This window comes from Bradyrhizobium sp. HKCCYLS3013 (assembly GCF_051167615.1).
In the GTDB taxonomy this organism is placed as follows: Bacteria; Pseudomonadota; Alphaproteobacteria; order Rhizobiales; family Xanthobacteraceae; genus Bradyrhizobium.
In genome coordinates this window covers 403,543-421,301 of sequence record NZ_JBNPTK010000005.1, presented here as the reverse complement: position 1 = coordinate 421,301, position 17,759 = coordinate 403,543, and the positions used below count along the sequence as shown (strand labels likewise).

The following is a 17,759-nucleotide window of genomic DNA, read 5'->3' as shown; positions in this document are numbered from 1 at the left end:
CAAAAACCCACAACAGTTGAGCCTCGCAATATGCGGAAGCTGAACCGGACAGCCGTGGGTCAAGCCCGGGCATGACGAGCGCGAGAACAGCAACCGCCGTCGACTTGGCGTTATGCAGACGGGCATCGTCTTGCGTCACTGAGGAGCGCGCGCAATCCGGTCCCCGGCGAGTAGCGCAAGTCGGCTGAGCTCGCTATGTTACGGGGGAGCCGCCCGGCAGCAGCAGCGGGATCGGCTGTTGAGAACGTGGCAAGTCGGGCGTGACACGCGTGGTTGGACCAGGGGAGACGACGAGCCGGCGGGACCGGTTCATTCCGATACGCAAGTCCGAGGTCCTCGACGCCGTGATTTCGCACGGTGGACTGGACGACACGCAATCGGCCGACCTGCGCCGGCTCGCCCAGATGCTCGGTGCCATCCTGCATCACGAGTATTTCGACGAGCTCGATCGCCTGCGCGACGCCTATTTCGACTTCGATCCCGAAGTGCCGGTCGGGCGCCATCGATCGCCCGAGGAGCTCGACGCGGCCTATCGCAGCCTCGCCGACGAAGTCGTGCAGGTGCTCGGCGAGGCCAATTTCATCGAGATCAGCCATGCCGAGATCGAGCGCGCGTTTGCCGAGCATGCGCTTGTCAGGGTCAAGCTGAAGGCGTCGATCTCGGACTACCGCGCCGTCCGCATGTTCCGGCGCGGCCAGCATCAGGAGACGATCGAGGTCCCCATGTTGTATGGGCTGCGCCGGCGCAAGCATGAGATCGAGGTCTATGACGACATCATCCTGATGGTCGCGACCAGGCCCGACGAGCCGACCCGGACGAAGCGCAAGACTGCCGCCTGGCGCGGCCGCAACAAGATCCGCGGCGGGGCGGTGCTGTTCAAATATTTCCGTCACATCGCGCGCTTCGATCTCGAGGCGCTGCTGCCGAACGTCCGTGTCGTCATGGGGCTGCGCGAGCAACTGACGCTGGGCGTGCCGGCGCTGGTCGGCGGCGTGCCGATTCTGCTCAAGCTGGCCTCGACGCTCACCGTGCTGTTCATCGTCGCCGGCTTCTATCTCGGCCTCAGCGGCACCGTGCACGACAACGATACCGAGCAGGCGCTGGCGGCGCTGTCGGGCCTGTTCGCGCTCGGCGCCTTCATTCTCAGGCAATGGGGCAACTTCCATCGCCGGTCGCTGATCCATCAGAAGCAGGTCACCGACAACATCTACTTCCGTAACGTCAACAATAATTCCGGCATCTTCAACTACCTGATCGGCGAGGCCGAGGACCAGGACTGGAAGGAGGCCGTGCTGGCCTATGGCGGCCTGCTGCTGGCGTCGGTGCCGCTCTCGCGGGCTGCATTGGGCAGTCATGTCGAGGAGTTGCTGCAGCAGATGTTCGGGCTGGGTCGGGCGTTCAATATCGATGAGGCGCTGATCAGGTTGCGCGAGTTCGGCCTTATCAGCGGCGGTGATGATGCGCTGTCGGCGCTGCCGTTGCCCGATGCGATTGTGCAGCTCGAACGGGTGTGGGCGAATGCGCTGCGGTCATGAGATCGGGGCCTCATGGTTCGAGACGCGCCGTCAGGCCGGCTGTTGACGATGGCGCGACCGGTGGCGCGGCGCTTCTCACCATGAGGGGGGACGGCGAGGCGCCCTTGAAGGAGGGGCGCCACACATTCAGACCTCGTCCTGAGGAGCCCGCCGAAGGCGGGCGTCTCGAAGGACGGCTATGGGGAAGCTGTCAACGTAGCGATCAGCCTAGCGCAGGCTCGCGTTGATCTTGTCGAGCGCCGCCTGTCCCGGGCAGAGATCCGCGGCCTCCAGCCGGTTCAGCGGCTGCTCCACGGTGTTGAGATGGCTGTGCAGATCGTCGGCCTCAGGGTCGACATAGAGCAGCCCGGTCACGATCTGGCCCTGCGCCGCATGCTTCTGGAGGAAGGTCATCGCGCCCAGCCGATCGTGCGGGTCGTAGTCGGCGTCGATCTTGCGTAGCGCCAGCCGCGAGCCGTCGTGCTGCTCGACGATCTGCACCGTGCCCGGATCCTGGTCGATCTCGATCGGGTCGCGCCCGGTCAGCACGTCGAGCCGGTTCACGGCGTCATTGTGCTCGCGGACGTAGTCGAAGCTCTTGGTCGAGCCTGCGTGATTGTTGAAGGCGATGCACGGGCTGATCACGTCGATGAAGGCGGCGCCCTTGTGCTGGATCGCGCCGGCGATGATCGGCACCAGCTGCTTCTTGTCGCCGGAGAACGAGCGCGCGACATAGGTGGCCCCAAGCTGCAGCGCGATGCCGACGAGGTCGATCGGGTTGTCGGTGTTGGTGACGCCCTTCTTGGACTTCGAGCCGCGGTCGGCGGTCGCCGAGAACTGACCCTTGGTCAGGCCGTAGACGCCGTTGTTCTCGACGATGTAGGTCATGTTGACGCCGCGCCGGATCGCATGGGCGAACTGACCGAAGCCGATCGAGGCGGAATCGCCGTCGCCGGAGACGCCGAGATAGATCAGCTCGCGGTTGGCGAGGTTGGCGCCGGTCAGCACCGACGGCATGCGACCATGCACGGTGTTGAAGCCGTGCGAATTGCCGAGGAAATAGTCCGGCGTCTTCGACGAGCAGCCGATGCCGGAGATTTTTGCCACGCGATGCGGTTCGATCGACAGCTCGAAGCAGGCTTCGATGATCGAGGCCGTGATCGAATCGTGGCCGCAGCCGGCGCACAGGGTCGAGATCTTGCCCTCGTAGTCGCGATGGCTGTAGCCGAGCGCGTTCTTCTTGATCCCGGGATGCTGGAATTTCGGCTTTGCGATGTAGGTCATGAGAGCACCATGGATCTCGAATATGTCATGGCCGGGCTTGACCCGGCCATCCACATCGGGCCGAGAAAAGGAAGGAGATGGATGCCCGGGTCAAGCCCGGGCATGACGAAGAAGAGAGGCGGGGCAGGGTCATGAGACGGCCTTGCGCAGCGGGGTGACCTTGATCTGGTCCTGATGCGTGCCGATCGCATCCGCGATGAAGCGCGCGGTGATCGGGGTGCCGTCATAGTGCAGGATCGGCACGAGACGGACCGGATCGATGCCGTTCTCGGTGACGATCAGCTGGCGCAGCTGGGCGTCGCGGTTCTGCTCGACCACGTAGACGAAGTCGTGCTCGGCGATGAAGCTCGCCACGCTCGAATGGAACGGGAAGGCGCGGATGCGCAGCCGGTCGAGCTGGTGGCCGCGGGCCTCCAGCAATTCGATCGCCTCGTCCATCGCCGGCGCGGTCGAGCCGAAATAGATCACGCCGTATTTGGTCGGCTTGGCGGCGTTGGCCTGCAGCGGCCGCGGCACCATGTCCTGCGCGGTCTGGAACTTGCGCAGCAGGCGCTGCACGTTGTCGGCATAGACGGCGCCTTCCTCGGAATAGCGCGCGTAGCGATCACGTGACGTACCGCGGGTGAAGTAGGAGCCCTTCGTCGGATGCGTGCCGGGGTAGGTGCGGAACGGAATGCCGTCGCCGTCGACGTCGAGATAGCGGCCGAAGTCGCGGCCTTCGTCGAGCATCTCGGCCGTCATCACCTTGCCGCGGTCATACTGCTTGGCATCGTCCCACTTCAGCGGCCGGCACAGCCGCTGGTTCATGCCGATGTCGAGGTCGAGCATCAGGAAGATCGTGGTCTGCAGCCGCTCGGCCAGATCGAACGCTGCCGCCGCGAATTCGAACGCCTCCGCCGGATCCTCCGGGAACAGCATCACATGCTTGGTATCACCATGCGAGGCGTATCCGCAGGCGATCAGGTCGCATTGCTGGGTGCGGGTCGGCATGCCCGTGGAAGGGCCGGCGCGCTGCACGTTCATGATCACGGCCGGAATCTCGGCGAAGTAGGACAGGCCGATGAACTCGGTCATCAGCGACACGCCGGGGCCTGATGTCGTGGTGAAGGCGCGGGCTCCGTTCCAGGAGGCGCCCACCACGATGCCGATCGAGGCGAGCTCGTCCTCGGCCTGCACGATCGCGTATTTGGCCTGTCCGGTTTCCGGATCGTGCCGCAGCTTCTTGCAGTGGTTGCTGAACGCTTCGGCCAGCGACGACGACGGCGTGATCGGGTACCAGGCGCAGACAGTCGCGCCGCCATAGACGGCGCCGAGCGCGGCGGCGTTGTTGCCCTCGATGAAGATGCGGTCGCCGACCTTGTCGGCCTTCCTGATGCGCAGGCCGATCGGGCATTTCAAATTCTGCAGCGCCCAATCGCGCCCGAGATGCAGCGCATGGACGTTGGAGGAGAGCAGCTTCTCCTTGCCCTTGTACTGCTCGCCGATCAGTTGCTCGATCAGCTTCGGGTCCATGTCGAGGAGGGCGGAGAGCGCGCCGAGATAGATGATGTTCTTGAAGAGCTGGCGCTGGCGCGGATCCGAGTAGGTCGAGTTGGTGATCGCCGTCAGTGGCACGCCGATCACGGTGATGTCGTCGCGGAACTTGGTCGACGGCATCGGCTTCGTCGAATCGTAGAACAGGTAGCCACCGGGCACGATGCCGGCGACGTCCTTGTCCCAGGTCTGCGGATTCATCGCGACCATCAGGTCGGTGCCGCCGCCTCGCGCGCCGAGATGGCCCGCTTCGGTGACGCGCACCTCGTACCAGGTCGGCAGGCCCTGAATGTTCGACGGGAAGATGTTGCGGGGGCTGACCGGCACGCCGTGACGAAGCACGGCGCGCGCGAACAATTCGTTGGCGCTGGCCGAGCCGGAGCCGTTGACGTTGGCGAAGCGGACGACGAAGTCGTTTACGCTGCTGAGCGGCGCTTGCTGGGACATGCGTTACCTGCGTGGGTCGTCTCGATGAAATATTTCTGCATGTCCCACGCACCGGTGGGACAGCGCTCGGCGCACAGGCCGCAATGGAGGCAGACGTCCTCGTCCTTCACCATCACGCGCCCGGTCTTCAGATCCGACGACACGTAGAGGCTCTGGTCGGGATGAACAGACGGCGCCTTCAGCCGCGCGCGCAGATCGGCCTCCTCGCCATTGTCGGTGAAGGTGATGCAGTCCATCGGGCAGATGTCGGCGCAGGCGTCGCATTCGATGCACAGCGTGTCGGAGAACACCGTCTGCACGTCGCAGTTCAGGCAGCGATGCGCCTCGCCGAGAGCGAGCTTGACGTCGTAGCCGAGCTCGACCTCGGCGCGGATGTCCTTCAGCGCGACCACCTTGTCGCGGTGCGGCACCTTGAAGCGCTTCTCCGGCGAGACGTCGTTGTCATAGCTCCATTCGTGGATGCCCATCTTCTGCGAGGAGACGTGCACCTCGGGCAGCGGCCGCTCGGTGATGTCCTCGCCGGAGAGCAGGCGGTGGATCGACAGCGCCGCCTCGTGGCCTTGCGCGACAGCCCAGATGATGTTCTTCGGGCCGAATGCGGCATCGCCGCCGAAGAACACTTTCGGGTTCGTTGAAACGAAGGTGGCCGGGTCGACCTTCGGCATGTGCCATTTGTCGAACTCCACGCCGCAATCGGCCTCGATCCAGGGGAAGGCATTCTCCTGGCCGACTGCGACCAGCACGTCGTCGCACTCATAGGTGACGTCGGGCTCGCCGGAGGGCACCAGCGAGCGCCGGCCGTTGTCGTCATATTCGGCTTTCACCTTCTGGAAGGTGACGCCGGTCAGCCTGCCATTGTCGTGAGTGAACGCGACCGGCACGAGATAATTGAGGATCGGAATGTCCTCGTGCAGCGCGTCCTCCTTCTCCCAGGGAGAGGCCTTCATCTCCTCGAAGCCGGAGCGCACGATGACCTTGACGTCCTCGCCGCCGAGCCGCCGCGCGGTCCGGCAGCAGTCCATCGCGGTGTTGCCGCCGCCGAGCACGATCACGCGCCTGCCGATCTTGTCGGTATGGCCGAACGACACGCTGGACAGCCAGTCGATGCCGAGATGGATGTTCGCGGCGGCTTCCTTGCGGCCGGGGATGTTCAGCTCGCGGCCGCGTGGCGCGCCGGAGCCGATGAAGATGGCATCGTAGTTCTCGGCCAGCAGCGTCTTGAGGCTGTCGACGCGATGGCCGGCCTTGTAGTCGACGCCGAGGCTGAGCACGTAGCCCGTCTCCTCGTCGATGACGCTGTCGGGCAGACGGAACTTTGGAATCTGCGAGCGCATCATGCCGCCGGGCTTGGGATCGGCATCGAACACGGTGCAGTGATAGCCGAGCGGCGCGAGGTCGCGTGCGACGGTCAGCGAGGCCGGGCCGCCGCCCACCAGCGCGATGCGCCGGCCGTTCTTCGGGGCAGGGCGCGGCATGCGCTGGTGCACGTCGTCCTTGAAATCGGCCGCAACGCGCTTCAGGCGGCAGATCGCGACCGGGCTTTCCTCGACACGCCCGCGTCGGCAGGCGGGCTCGCAGGGGCGATCGCAAGTGCGTCCGAGAATGCCCGGGAATACATTCGATTTCCAATTGATCATGTAGGCGTCGCTGTAGCGACCCTCAGCGATCAGGCGGATGTATTCAGGGACCGGAGTGTGTGCGGGACAAGCCCATTGGCAATCGACCACTTTGTGAAAGTAGTCGGGGGCCGAGATATCAGTCGCTCTCATTCATACCCTGTCCGCGCGGCGAACCATGAGCGCGCGGCCTTCCTGACGTGAGGACGACTGTTTGTTCAGGATCGGCTGGGGATCGATGTGGGTCCGGAGCAGGTCCTGTTCGTCGCCCTTCTGCTTTTTGAATGGCTCAATTGAATAGTCTTATCAGACTAGAGCCATTCCAAGGCGCACACAAAGGCAAATTTGCAACGCTGCCCCTCATGCACAGTGTGCGCTGCCGCATTGCAGGCGCGATGCCGCCGCGTGCTGCGATGCGGGAGGTGGTGCGACAAACGATGACGGACTGGTGACGATGGTGGCCTTTACAGAACGAATGAGCGGACACGCGAGTTGCTCCGCACTCGGTCGTCATGCCCGGGCTTGACCCGGGCATCCACCTTTCCAAGATCTCCGAAGAGGATGGATGGCCGGGTCAAGCCCCGGCCATGACGGCGAGGAATCAGACTGGCCAACTAACGCGCTGCGATATCGGCGCGGCTGAGGTCCCACATCAGGCGATAGATCCCGGCGGAAATCTGCGTCGCCAGCGGGCCGTCGACAGCCGCAAAACGCGTCGTCATCAAGGTCGCGATGGCGTGGCTGTCGGTGCCGTCGATCAGGATGAACCAGTCGGCGTCGCGCGAGCTCGCTGGAACGCCAGCGGCGGGGCCGGACAGATCCGCATCGCCTTCGAGCAGGTGCATCGAGATCACGCCCTTGAGGTCGTACGGGTCAAGCTCGATCTGCAATGCCTCGCGCAACGCCTTGTCCTGCTCCGGCTTCGGGCGCAGCCGGATGATGCCGAGCACGGCGCCGCGGCCGGCCCCTTTCGAGATCGTGATGCGTGCGACGCTGCGGATCATGTTCTTGAACCGCGCCATCACCGCCTTCGACCATTCTGTCGGCGACTCCAGCCGGGCGCGATAGGCCGGACTGTCGAGCACGCCGATCGTCTCGGCGGAGTACAGGCACAGATATTTCGGGCTGCCCTGCTCGGCGACATAGCGTCGCGCCTCGATGAAGCCGGGAATGGCGACGCGCTCTTCGAGATGCTCGCTGTCGTACCAGTGGTTGAAGTCAGCCTCGTGAGCGGCATCGATGTTCATCGACGTCAACAGCATGCCTTTCCCGGCGATGGGCATCTCGAGCCTCCTGGTGCGTGTGGCTGATCCTCATGCTGAGGAGGCCGCCAAAGGCGGCCGTCTCGAAGCATGAGGCCCGAAGCGTCGCGGGCCTCATGCTTCGACACGGCGCTGGCGCGCCTCCTCAGCATGAGGGGAATGAGTGATGTGTTTAAGGCGCTGTCGTGCGCGTCGCCAGATCGCAGATGGCTTTCATGACCGCATCGCGGATGCCGGGGTCATAAAGATTGTGACCTGCGGCTTCGACGACACGGATTTCGGCGTCGCGCCAGATGTCCGCGAGCCTTGCCGAGGTGGAGGGCGGACAGAGCAGGTCGTAGCGGCCCTGCACGATGATTCCGGGAATCCCGCTGAGCCTGCTCGCATCACGCAGCAACTGGTCTTTCGCCATGAAGCTGTCCTGAGAGAAGTAATGCGCCTCCATGAACGGCGTCGCCGGCAGCGCGCTGCCGGAGCGGATGGCGAGCCGATCCAGATGGGCGCGCGCCGGTTTGATCTCGGACAGCGCCCGCTCGGTGTCGTGCCAGGCGCGCGCGGCCGGACCGTGGATCGCCGGATCGGGATCGAGGATGCGGCGGAAATAGGCCTCGCAGGGGTTGGCGCGCTCGTTCTCCGGTAGCATCTCCAGGAAGTCGCGATGCAGGGCAGGGTGAAAGCGCGCCAGCGTCTCGCCGAACGCCGTCTCCACCTCCGCGCGGGTGCCGAGAAAGGTCGCGCGCAGCACCAGGCCGCTCACGCGCGCGGGATGCGCCTGGGCGTAGGCCAGCGCCAAGGTCGCGCCCCAGGAGCCGCCGGCGACGATCCATTTCTCAAAGCCGAATTTCGTGCGGATCGCCTCCATGTCGGCGATCAAATCGTGCAGAGTGTTGTTGTCGCGGCTGCGCGCGGGACGCGAGCGGCCGGCGCCGCGCTGGTCGAACAGCACGGCGTGGAAGCGCTCGGGATCGAACAGCCGGCGGTGATCCGGCTGGCAGCCGGAGCCGGGCCCACCGTGCAGGTAGACGGCGGGTAGGCCGCCGACTCGCCCGGCGCTCTCGACATAGATCTGATGGCCGCCGGAGACGTCGAGCCATTCCGACGTCAGCGGCGCGAACGGATCGCTGCGGCGCGCGGAGGCGCGGCCGGCTTCGGCGTCAGGCATCATTGCTCTCAGGCGTGCCGCCGGCGAAGTTGCGATACAGGAAGCGGTCCTGGCCGGAGGCGGCATCGCGCTCGGCCTGCTTGAAGATGCTCTCGTGCAGCGGCGACAGAGTGCAGGCCGGATCGGTGTTGGCGGCGTCGCCGGTCAGCGCAAAGGCCTGGCAGCGGCAGCCGCCGAAATCGATCTCGCGGAACTCGCAGGATTTGCACGGCTCCTTCATCCAGCCGGTGCCGCGATAGCGGTTGAAGGCCTCCGAGTTCTGCCAGATCCAGGCGATCGAATGGTTCGAGCGCACCGACATGAAGTCGAGCCCGGTGATGCTCTCGGCGGCGTGGCACGGCAGGATCTTGCCCGACGGCGAGATGTTGAAGAACTGCCGGCCCCAGCCGCCCATGCACTTCTTCGGCCGCAGCGCGTAGTAGTCCGGGACGACGTAGTCGATGGTCAGCGTGCCCTTCAGCCGCTCGCGCGCCTCCTCGACCAGGCGGTCGGTCTCCTCCAACTGGGCGTAGGTCGGCATCAGGCTGGCGCGGTTCTTCAGCGCCCAGCCGTAATATTGCACGTTGGCGACCTCGAGCCGGTCGGCATCGAGATCGACCGCCATCTGGATGATGTCGGGCAGCTGATGCAGGTTCTGCCGGTGCATCACGGCGTTCACCGTCAGCGGCATGTCGAGCTCACGGGTCCAGCGCGCCACCTCGAGCTTCTTGGCGTGGCCACCCTTGTAGCCGCCGACGCGGTCGGCGACATCAGGCTCATTGCCCTGGAAGCTGATCTGGACATGGGACAGCCCGGCATCGGCCAGCTCCTTCAGCCGCTCGCGCGTCAGCAGCACGGCCGAGGTGATCAGGTTGGTGTAGAGTCCGACGTCGTTGGCATGCTGCACCAGCTCGACCAGGTCCTTGCGCGCGGTCGGCTCGCCGCCGGAGAAGTGGATCTGCAGCACGCCGATCTCGGCGAGCTCGGACAGCACCTTCTTCCACTCCCCCGTGGTCAATTCCTGGCCTGCGCGGTCGAGCTCCAGCGGGTTGGAGCAATAGGGGCATTGCAGCGGACAGCGATGCGTGAGCTCGGCCAGCACGGCGAGCGGAATGCCGTAGGTTTCGGCCACGGAGCCGCGCCGCTCCAGCACGGCGAGGCCGTCATTGCTGTCGATGGGCGGTGAGGTGTCGGTCAGCTCGGTCATGATGTCGTCTCCCGAACCTCGGTCAGGAATCCCTTGTCGGCGAGATCCTGCAGCATGGCGACGACGTCGATCGCGATCACGTCACGCGGCGCGGCGTATTTCGCCGCCAGCTCGTCGATGATCCCGGCGACGCTGCGCGTACCGTCGCACAGCTTGAGCACCTCGACCGCGATCTCATCCGGCGCCAGCACCCGCTCGGGGGCGAGGATCACCCAGACCTGGCGCGTCTCGTCGAACTTCAACTTCGTATGCCGCGGCAGCACCACGCGGCTGGTCTCGGTGACTTGGATGTGACGCGGGGCCATGGTGGGGTTCTCTAGCAGCAGCTGTGATCAAACGGCGAGATCGCGCAGATTTGGAGTTCGGAGCCGCCGCCGCGCCTGCCAGCGTCCTTCGAGACGCCCGCCTGCGGCGGGCTCCTCAGGACGAGGGCGGAACTTGCGGCGATATCCTGAACCCTCTCCATGAACACGCTAACAGCGTGTTCATGGTCCCGTATGCAGCGGCCGCTCCGCCGCTTGCCCCTCATGGTGAGGAGCGCCGCTTGCGGCGCGTCTCGAACCATGAGGCCCCCCGGACCAGGCGGCGTTGCTCCGATGCAACCACTCACCCCTCCTTCGGCACGAACGCACCCGGCGGAATGTGCCCCTCGACATACGCATGATACAGCGCGTCGAGCTGCACCCACAGCACGTTGGTCTTGAAGATCAGCGCGTTGCAGACCGCGGCGCGCTGCTCCGGCGTGGTGGCGTGCTCCTTGACGTAATGCAGCGCGAAATTGGCATCGCGCGGCGCCTGGGTGAGACGCCGCTTGAAGTAGCTCATGGTGTCGTTGTTGACGAAATCGTAGTGCTCGAGCATGCCCGAGATGCGCTCTTCATGGATGCTCGGCGCGAACAATTCGGTCAGCGACGAGGCGATCGCCTCCAGCGGCGAGCGGTCGCGGCAGAAGTGCACATAGGCCTCCACCGCGAAGCGCGTGGCCGGCAGGATGCCTTCGGTGGATTCGACATAGGCCGTGTCGAGGCCGAGGCCTTCGGTCAGCTTGATCCAGCGCTCGATGCCGCCCTCGCTGCCGACATCGCCGTCATGATCCTCGATGCGGTGCCGCCATTCCAGCCGCGTGGCGCGGTCGCGGAAGCGCGTCATCACCATCGCATCCTTCAGCGGGATCGTCGACTGGTAGTAGTAGCGGTTCAGCGCCCAGGCCTGCACTTGGCCCTTGTTGAGCTTGCCGCCGTGCAGCAGCTTATGAAACGGGTGGTGGTTGTGATAGCGCGTCGCGCCGATATGGCGCAGCGCCGCTTCCAATTCGCCTGCACTGTTCAGCGTCACGCCGCTGCCGATCGACAGCGCCGTCATTCCGCTCAGATTGACCTCACTCACAGTACGATCTCCATCCCTTCAGCGGGGATTTCCCATCCCTCGCGTTCCAACGTTTGCCGCTCGGGTGAGGCGTGCAGCCACGCCGGATTGGAGTTGTTGATGTGCAGGAAGACCTTCCTGCCGATCGCGAGGTCCGCCAGCTGCTTGATCGCACCGCTTTCTCCGGACATCGCGATATGTCCCATGCTCTGCCCGGTCTTGTTGCCGAGTCCGGCCTGGATCATCTCGTCGTCGCGCCACACCGTGCCGTCGAACAGCACCAAGGGCGCGCCCCTCAATCTCGTTCTCAGATCATCGTCCACGCCGGCGCAGGCGGCGATGACGTAGCAATATTGCCCGCCTTCGAGATCGGCGATCTTCAGGCCCAGCGTGTCGCCGGTCGAGGAGCTGCCGCCGGGATGCTGCTTGTCGCGCAGATACCACGCGCTCGTTCCCGAGACGGCGAAGGCCGTGATCTCCAGGCCCGAGGGCCTGCCGTCCTGCAGCAGCGGCCGGAACGGCACGTCGATCACGATCGGCACGCGCTTGACGGTCTCGTCCTTCAGCACATCGAAGATGTTGTTCGAGCGGAGGATCGCAAGCACCTTGGGGTGCGCATGGATCGAAAATGGCGAGCTCTCGCGCATCGACAAGAGGCCGGTCACCGCATCGATCTCGCCATTGGTCAGGATCACGCCGGCGATCGGACTGTGGCGCAGGGCGCCTGGCTTCGGATGCAGCTGCGGCGTGCGGGTGACCTGCTGACGCAGATCGGGCGAGGCGTTGATCAGGAACCAGTTGGCGCCATCTGCGCTGACCGCAACCGAGGCCTGACTGTTGCTGATCTCGGCATGTGAGGTGCGCGCGGCACGACACACGGCGCAGCCGCAATTCCACTGCGGCACTCCACCGCCCGCGGCGGCGCCCAGGACGACGAGGCGAAGCATGAGCCGTCTCCTGGAATTCAGCTGTGGTGGCGCACGCGATTACCAGCGGCAGGATCACCGACGGACAGGCTGACCGACGGTCAGGATCGCCCGCAGGGAAGGTGACGAGGGTGGGACATCCGACCAGCGCACGGGCTGGCACATACGCGGTCGCTGATCCCCACCCTCAAGCGTCGACGTCCTGATCGCCGAGACCTGGACGTCACACCCGCGAATTATTTGCGGGCCGCGCAGGCGTACATGTTGATTTCCATGCCGACCGGCACTTCAACGATCTTCGGTGCTTTCCAGGCCATTGTCCTCTCCTTCAAGACGGGACGGTTATCGTCCTCAGCAATAAACTACCGTGCTACGAAAAGTTCGCCAGTGGAATCTTTTTGTTTGAGCCTCTCAGGCCTGTTTATTGCAGTGCGAAGTTGCAGATGCGAGTTGCTGCCGTTTTCGTCGGATTGAGCCGTGAAAACAACGAATTCGTGATCGATGGCTTCGCAACGCCGTACAATTCAGCCCCTAGCTTGAGGGGCTGAGCTGGCCGGATAAAGCAGTCGTGAGATGTTCGAGACTTCAAAACCCCAGCGCGCGACCCCATTGGAAGCTGATGATGCCTAGATATTTCTTCAACACACGGATCGGCGAGGAACTGGTCTCCGACACCGACGGCGAGGTGCTGCGCAATCCCGACCGCGCCTGGGAAGTCGCGCGCGACATGATCAAGGAACTGCTGCGCACCGAAGGTGGCAACGCGGCGCTGATGACGGCCGTCATCGAGGTCACCGACGAGGACGGCGAGATCGTGCTCGAGTTCCCGTTCTCCGAAGCGATCTTCAACATGCCGGCGCAGTCGATGACGCGCCATTGAGCGCAGGACGGCCGCATCGCCGCTTCCCGAACGCCGGCTTGCTTGCGGCCGAGGTCAGACCGAATGGCGCGGGCGCGCGATGTCGCCGCGCGTGCTGGCGATGCCCATCTCGAAACTGTCGGCGATGCGGCGGGCGCGGACGATGAAGAGCTCCGCGAGCTCGGGCGCGAACAGGTCCTTCGCCGTCGTCTCGAACAGCCGCAGCCAGCGGTCGAAATGCCCGCCTTGCAACTCCAGCAGCAGATGCGGCCGCATCGGCGCGCCGCTGTAGCGGCCCGTCTTCAGGAACATCGACGACCAGAAATCACTGATCCTGCCGATATGTTCGTCCCAATCCTCCACCGTACGGTTGAAGATCGGGCCGATCAGCTCGTCCTCCCGTGCGCGGCCGTAGAAGGTCTCGACCAGCAGGCGGATCGAGGCGTCGTCGAGTTCCGGATGTTGAACGGCGAGGGGATGGCGGTCGGGCTGGGCGGCAGGCATGGTCATGGCGTTGGATATAGGCACTCGCAGCGCCGATGGAAACGCCGGAGCCATCCGGGCCTCATGGTTCGAGACGCCCGCCCCCGGCGGCCTCCTCACCATGAGGGGAGGCATCACAACGCGGAAGAATTCCTGCCGCACCCTCAGCCCCTCATCCTGAGGAGCCCGCCGGAGGCGGGCGTCTTGAAGGATGGCCGCAACAGCGGTGTTGCAGCCCGCCGGTCACGGCAGGCTGACGAACTCCACCCAGTTCGGCTTCTTGCCGACCGCGTACGACTTCGTCTTCTCCAGCACGCCGCTGGCCGGGTCGATCCGATACACCGTCATCCCATTCGACACTTCGCCGACAGCGGCGAGGTAGCGCCCGGTGGGATCGATGGCAAAGCCGCGCGGCTGGGTTTCGGTCGGCACGCTGCCGATCGGGCTCAGGTGCCCGCTGGCCGCATCGACCTTGAAGCCGGCAATCGTGTTCGAGCCGCGCTCCGAGGCGTAGAGGAACTTGCCATCGGGCGTCGCATGAAGATCCGCCGCCCAGGGCTTGCCGGTGAAGCCCGAGGGCAGGGCGGTCGTGCGCTGCTGCTCGCTCCAGGTGCCTTTCTCGGCATCATAGGCGTAGACCGCGAGATCGGCGTTGAGCTCGTGCAGAAGGTAGATGAACTTGCCGTTCGGGTGGAAGATGAAGTGCCGCGGCCCGGACTTCTCCGGCGTCTTCACCGTCAGCGCCTCCTTGGCCGTCAGCGTGCCGGTGGCGGCGTCGAAGGCGAAGCCGAGCACCTGGTCGGAGCCGAGATTGGTCGCGAACACGAAGCGGTTGTCGGGCGAGGGCAGGAAGGCATGCGCGTTCAGCCCGGTCGGGATCACCTGGCCAGGTGCGGCGACGACGCCGTTCGCCTGCACCGGGTTCACCGCCACCTTGTTGCCGCCATAGGAGGCGCTGAACAGCACCTTGCCGGTGCGGTCGAAGGCGATGTTGGCCATGCTGTCGGCGAGCGGCCCGTTGCCGATGTGGCTGAGCCGCCCGGTCTTGGCGTCGATGGCGAAGCTCTCGGCGACGAATGGCTGCGAGCGGACGCCGGCGATCAGCACCCGCTTGTCCGGGCTGACCGCGAGCGGGGTCGACGAGCCCGGCTTCTCCACGCCCACGAAGGCCGCCGTCTGCACCGGGGTCATCTCGCCCGAGGCGGCGTCGAACTTGAACACGCTGATGTCGTTGCTGTCGGCGTTGCCGACATAGGCGTAGGTCTCGGCCTGGCCGGCGCGCGGCGCCAGCGTTGCTGCAGCGGCGAGAACGAAGGTTGCGGCCATGATGGTGCCCGGTCTGATCATGTGGTTTCCCCCTGGTGATGTTGTTGCTTCAGCTCTTAAAGTCGATTGCGAAGCTTGGCTAAGCCTGTTTCCGGATCGATCGATGCAGGTTGGGTATTGATCGCGGAGGCCGATCCAGCGCGCGGCCCGTGATTGAAGAGGGCACCTCGAGCCCAAAGGCTGCGCGGCTGATTTGTTTCTCCGTCAAGCCCGGCCATGACGAGGAGGAGAGAGCAGGGCCGACACACCCATGCGCTTTGCTGAGGGACCATTTCGTTGGGCCGCGCCCAGACCGCTTTCTCAGTGCTACCCGCCGCGCTAAGAACGCGAGACCACCACGGAGCTCCCCATGACCGATCTCTGGCGCCTGCCGGCTGCCGATCTTGCCGCCCTCATCAAGTCGAAACAGGTCTCCGCCCGCGAGGCCGCGACATCCGCGCTGGCGCGGCTCGATGCGGTGAACCCCGCGATCAACGCCGTGATCGATCACCGTCCAGACGAGGTTCTGAAACAGGCCGACGCCATCGACGCCCGGCTGGCGAACGGCGAGGACCCCGGGCCGCTCGCCGGCGTGCCAGTGACGATCAAGGTCAATGTCGACCAGACAGGCTTCGCCACCACCAACGGCCTCAATCTGCAGAAGGACGCGATCGCCTCGGCCCACAATCCGGTCGTCAACAACTTCGTCAAGGCCGGCGCCGTGCTGCTCGGCCGCACCAACACGCCTGCGGTGTCGTATCGCTGGTTCACCAGCAACCTCATCCATGGCCACACCAGGAATCCCCGCGACCCCGGCATCACCCCGGGCGGCTCCTCCGGCGGCGCCGGCGCGGCGACCGCCGCCGGCATCGGCCATATCGGCCACGGCACCGATATCGCCGGCTCGGTGCGCTATCCCGCCTACGCCTGCGGCATCCACGGCCTGCGCCCGACGGTCGGCCGCATCCCCGCCTTCAACACCTGCCTGCCGGAGCGCCCGATCGGTCCGCAGATCAGCGCCGTTTCCGGCCCGCTCGCCCGCACGGTCAACGATGTCAGGATCGCGCTGGCGGCGATGTCGGCGCGCGACGTCCGCGACGTCTGGTGGATGCCGGTGCCGCTCGAGGGCCCGGCGCTGCCGAAGCGCGTTACGCTCTGCGTCAATCCCGACGGTCTCAACCCGGTGCCCGAGGTGGTCGCCGCGCTGCGCGATGCCGCAAGGCGGCTCGAGGCCGCCGGCTGGACCGTCGAGGAGATCGCGGACACGCCTCCGATGCAGGAGGCCGCGCTGTTGCAGACCCGGCTCTGGCTCGGCGACGGCTACGAGGCGCAACTCGCCGCAGCCGAGAAGGAAGGCGATCCCGGCGCGCTGGCCTGCCTGCGCGGCGTCAGTGACAAGGTTCATCCGTTCGACCTCTCGGCGACCTTGGCGCGCCGCGCCGCGCTGACCCGGCAGTGGCTCCTGTTCATGGAGCAGCATCCGCTGCTGCTGCTGCCGGTGTCGGGCATGCTGCCGTTCGCCGACCAGCTCGACCGCAAGGACGAGGAGTCGTTCCAGCAGGTCTGGCACGCCCAGCTCACGCAGATCGCGATTCCCTTCTTCGGCCTGCCCGGCCTTGTGGTCTCGACCGGCATGGTCGGCCGCGTCCCCGTCGGCGTGCAACTCGTCGGCCAGCGCTTTCGCGAGGACATCTGCCTCGCCGCGGGCGAGGCCATCGAGGCCGGCGGCACGCCGCCGTCGCCGATCGATCCGGTCACGGCCTGACGATGGCGAGCATCTATGATTTCACCGCGACCTCGCTGTCCGGCGAGGAGGTGCCGCTGCAGCGCTTCGAGGGCCAAGTGCTCCTGATCGTCAACACCGCCAGCGCCTGCGGCTTCACGCCGCAATATCGCGGCCTGGAGGCGCTGCACCGCGCCTATGCGGACAGGGGCTTTGCCGTGCTCGGTTTTCCCTGTAACCAGTTCGGCGCCCAGGAGCCCGGCACGGCCGAGGAGATCGGCGCGTTCTGCGCCGGCAAGTACGACGTCACCTTCCCGCTGTTTGCGAAGATCGACGTCAACGGCGCCGACGCGCACCCGCTGTACAGGTTCCTGAAGGGCGAGAAGACCGGCCTGTTGGGCTCGGCGATCAAATGGAATTTCACCAAATTCCTGGTCGATCGCACCGGCCACGTGGTGTCGCGCCATGCGCCGACCACCACGCCCGAGGCGTTGAAGAAAGAGATCGAGGCACTGCTGTGAGCGACAACGAGACCTTCACCTTTCCCGACCGTCTCTCGGTCGATCCGAAGAGCCCCTATTACAACGCGGAGATCCTGTCGCGCGACGTCGGCATCCGCTTCAAGGGCGCCGAGAAGACCAATGTCGAGGAATACTGCATCAGCGAAGGCTGGATCCGCGTCGCCGCCGGCACCGCCAAGGACCGCCACGGCAACCCGCTGACCATCAAGGTGCACGGCCCGGTGGAGCCGTATTTCAAGGATTGAGGATGGGGTCGAGCGCCGCCTCTTGCGCCCGTCCTCAAGTCTGAGGCATCGGCCCCTCAACGATCGTCCGCCCTCAGGATGGGGCACCCTGCCAACCCCATCGTCATGCCCGGGCTCGTCCCGGGCATCCACGTCGGCCTTCTGGGCTCGGACGTGGATGGCCGGGACAAGCCCGGCCATGACGAGTGGAGAGAGCGTGAGCCAACGAGGGCACGGCGCCCGGCGCCAAACAGCAACCCTTCACTCAAAAACATGAGCGACGCTCAGAATTTTCTTGAACGTCGCTCAAGTTCCGTTAGACTACCCCCTGTTCGCACCGGCATCCGCG

General features: G+C 65.4%; 17 protein-coding genes. 5 read left to right on the top strand and 12 right to left on the bottom strand.

Going from position 1 to position 17,759, the window contains the following annotated elements; all coding sequences use genetic code 11:
* Positions 1 to 269: 269 nt before the first annotated feature.
* Complete coding sequence (locus ACQR1F_RS12860; RefSeq protein ID WP_316178439.1) at positions 270 to 1,535, top strand: TMEM143 family protein; 1,266 nt, start codon at positions 270 to 272, stop codon at positions 1,533 to 1,535.
* A 207-nt stretch (positions 1,536 to 1,742) separates the two neighbouring features.
* On the opposite strand, the gene ACQR1F_RS12855 is transcribed toward ACQR1F_RS12860, so the two are convergent.
* From ACQR1F_RS12855 to pqqA, 10 genes are all read right to left on the bottom strand, one after another.
* A complete protein-coding gene (locus ACQR1F_RS12855; RefSeq protein WP_315805807.1) occupies positions 1,743 to 2,798 on the bottom strand; it encodes a 2-oxoacid:ferredoxin oxidoreductase subunit beta in 1,056 nt (351 codons plus the stop codon).
* Between the two features lie 129 nt (positions 2,799 to 2,927).
* On the bottom strand, positions 2,928 to 4,778 hold the full coding sequence (locus tag ACQR1F_RS12850) for a 2-oxoacid:acceptor oxidoreductase subunit alpha (protein WP_316177754.1): 1,851 nt from the start codon (positions 4,776 to 4,778) through the stop codon (positions 2,928 to 2,930).
* Positions 4,748 to 6,547, bottom strand: a complete 1,800-nt coding sequence (locus ACQR1F_RS12845) for an FAD-dependent oxidoreductase (RefSeq protein ID WP_434913145.1) — start codon at positions 6,545 to 6,547, stop codon at positions 4,748 to 4,750. The genes ACQR1F_RS12850 and ACQR1F_RS12845 overlap by 31 nt, the downstream gene beginning before the upstream one ends.
* 461 nt (positions 6,548 to 7,008) lie before the next feature.
* Entirely contained in the window at positions 7,009 to 7,677 is a 669-nt protein-coding gene (locus ACQR1F_RS12840) for a hypothetical protein (protein ID WP_434883968.1), read from the bottom strand.
* A gap of 151 nt (positions 7,678 to 7,828) precedes the next feature.
* The gene (pip, locus tag ACQR1F_RS12835) at positions 7,829 to 8,818 is read right to left on the bottom strand and encodes a prolyl aminopeptidase (protein WP_315805803.1); all 990 of its coding nucleotides are present in this window, start codon (positions 8,816 to 8,818) and stop codon (positions 7,829 to 7,831) included.
* A complete protein-coding gene (pqqE, locus tag ACQR1F_RS12830) occupies positions 8,811 to 10,004 on the bottom strand; it encodes a pyrroloquinoline quinone biosynthesis protein PqqE (RefSeq protein ID WP_434891268.1) in 1,194 nt (397 codons plus the stop codon). Before pqqE ends, pip begins: the two co-directional genes overlap by 8 nt.
* Entirely contained in the window at positions 10,001 to 10,309 is a 309-nt protein-coding gene (gene pqqD / locus ACQR1F_RS12825; protein ID WP_315805801.1) for a pyrroloquinoline quinone biosynthesis peptide chaperone PqqD, read from the bottom strand. The genes pqqE and pqqD overlap by 4 nt, the downstream gene beginning before the upstream one ends.
* A 301-nt stretch (positions 10,310 to 10,610) precedes the next feature.
* Positions 10,611 to 11,366, bottom strand: coding sequence for a pyrroloquinoline-quinone synthase PqqC (gene pqqC / locus ACQR1F_RS12820; protein ID WP_434882077.1), 756 nt, complete (start codon positions 11,364 to 11,366; stop codon positions 10,611 to 10,613).
* Between the two features lie 20 nt (positions 11,367 to 11,386).
* Positions 11,387 to 12,316, bottom strand: a complete 930-nt coding sequence (gene pqqB, locus ACQR1F_RS12815; protein WP_434913144.1) for a pyrroloquinoline quinone biosynthesis protein PqqB — start codon at positions 12,314 to 12,316, stop codon at positions 11,387 to 11,389.
* A 215-nt stretch (positions 12,317 to 12,531) separates the two neighbouring features.
* Positions 12,532 to 12,612 carry a pyrroloquinoline quinone precursor peptide PqqA gene (pqqA, locus tag ACQR1F_RS12810; RefSeq protein WP_012029362.1) on the bottom strand — a complete coding sequence of 27 codons (81 nt, stop codon included), beginning with the start codon at positions 12,610 to 12,612 and terminating at the stop codon, positions 12,532 to 12,534.
* 305 nt (positions 12,613 to 12,917) lie between these two features.
* Here pqqA and ACQR1F_RS12805 point away from each other — a divergent pair, with 305 nt between their 5' ends.
* A complete protein-coding gene (locus ACQR1F_RS12805) occupies positions 12,918 to 13,175 on the top strand; it encodes a DUF6894 family protein (protein WP_172111173.1) in 258 nt (85 codons plus the stop codon).
* 54 nt (positions 13,176 to 13,229) lie between these two features.
* Here the strand turns inward: ACQR1F_RS12805 and ACQR1F_RS12800 are convergent, their stop codons facing one another.
* Together ACQR1F_RS12800 and ACQR1F_RS12795 are read right to left on the bottom strand one after the other, a co-directional pair.
* Positions 13,230 to 13,664 carry a group III truncated hemoglobin gene (locus ACQR1F_RS12800; RefSeq protein ID WP_316217651.1) on the bottom strand — a complete coding sequence of 145 codons (435 nt, stop codon included), beginning with the start codon at positions 13,662 to 13,664 and terminating at the stop codon, positions 13,230 to 13,232.
* 216 nt (positions 13,665 to 13,880) lie between these two features.
* Entirely contained in the window at positions 13,881 to 14,984 is a 1,104-nt protein-coding gene (locus ACQR1F_RS12795; protein ID WP_434913143.1) for a lactonase family protein, read from the bottom strand.
* Positions 14,985 to 15,312: 328 nt separating this feature from the next.
* Here ACQR1F_RS12795 and ACQR1F_RS12790 point away from each other — a divergent pair, with 328 nt between their 5' ends.
* The 3 genes from ACQR1F_RS12790 to ACQR1F_RS12780 are packed head-to-tail and all read left to right on the top strand — an operon-like array spanning position 15,313 to position 17,431.
* Complete coding sequence (locus ACQR1F_RS12790; RefSeq protein ID WP_434913142.1) at positions 15,313 to 16,707, top strand: amidase family protein; 1,395 nt, start codon at positions 15,313 to 15,315, stop codon at positions 16,705 to 16,707.
* Positions 16,708 to 16,709: 2 nt separating this feature from the next.
* Complete coding sequence (locus ACQR1F_RS12785) at positions 16,710 to 17,186, top strand: glutathione peroxidase (protein ID WP_434913141.1); 477 nt, start codon at positions 16,710 to 16,712, stop codon at positions 17,184 to 17,186.
* Entirely contained in the window at positions 17,183 to 17,431 is a 249-nt protein-coding gene (locus ACQR1F_RS12780) for a DUF3297 family protein (protein WP_006614234.1), read from the top strand. The genes ACQR1F_RS12785 and ACQR1F_RS12780 overlap by 4 nt, the downstream gene beginning before the upstream one ends.
* The last annotated feature ends 328 nt before the right edge of the window (positions 17,432 to 17,759 follow it).

Bases quoted from the DNA above. Each gene is read 5' to 3' on its own strand.
- ACQR1F_RS12855 (WP_315805807.1), bottom strand. From the start codon at position 2,798: ATGACCTACATCGCAAAGCCGAAATTCCAGCATCCCGGGATCAAGAAG.
- ACQR1F_RS12850 (WP_316177754.1), bottom strand. From the start codon at position 4,778: ATGTCCCAGCAAGCGCCGCTCAGCAGCGTAAACGACTTCGTCGTCCGC.
- ACQR1F_RS12845 (WP_434913145.1), bottom strand. From the start codon at position 6,547: ATGAGAGCGACTGATATCTCGGCCCCCGACTACTTTCACAAAGTGGTC.
- ACQR1F_RS12840 (WP_434883968.1), bottom strand. From the start codon at position 7,677: ATGCCCATCGCCGGGAAAGGCATGCTGTTGACGTCGATGAACATCGAT.
- pip (WP_315805803.1), bottom strand. From the start codon at position 8,818: ATGCCTGACGCCGAAGCCGGCCGCGCCTCCGCGCGCCGCAGCGATCCG.
- pqqE (WP_434891268.1), bottom strand. From the start codon at position 10,004: ATGACCGAGCTGACCGACACCTCACCGCCCATCGACAGCAATGACGGC.
- pqqD (WP_315805801.1), bottom strand. From the start codon at position 10,309: ATGGCCCCGCGTCACATCCAAGTCACCGAGACCAGCCGCGTGGTGCTG.
- pqqC (WP_434882077.1), bottom strand. From the start codon at position 11,366: ATGACGGCGCTGTCGATCGGCAGCGGCGTGACGCTGAACAGTGCAGGC.
- pqqB (WP_434913144.1), bottom strand. From the start codon at position 12,316: ATGCTTCGCCTCGTCGTCCTGGGCGCCGCCGCGGGCGGTGGAGTGCCG.
- pqqA (WP_012029362.1), bottom strand. From the start codon at position 12,612: ATGGCCTGGAAAGCACCGAAGATCGTTGAAGTGCCGGTCGGCATGGAA.
- ACQR1F_RS12805 (WP_172111173.1), top strand. From the start codon at position 12,918: ATGCCTAGATATTTCTTCAACACACGGATCGGCGAGGAACTGGTCTCC.
- ACQR1F_RS12800 (WP_316217651.1), bottom strand. From the start codon at position 13,664: ATGACCATGCCTGCCGCCCAGCCCGACCGCCATCCCCTCGCCGTTCAA.
- ACQR1F_RS12795 (WP_434913143.1), bottom strand. From the start codon at position 14,984: ATGATCAGACCGGGCACCATCATGGCCGCAACCTTCGTTCTCGCCGCT.
- ACQR1F_RS12790 (WP_434913142.1), top strand. From the start codon at position 15,313: ATGACCGATCTCTGGCGCCTGCCGGCTGCCGATCTTGCCGCCCTCATC.
- ACQR1F_RS12785 (WP_434913141.1), top strand. From the start codon at position 16,710: ATGGCGAGCATCTATGATTTCACCGCGACCTCGCTGTCCGGCGAGGAG.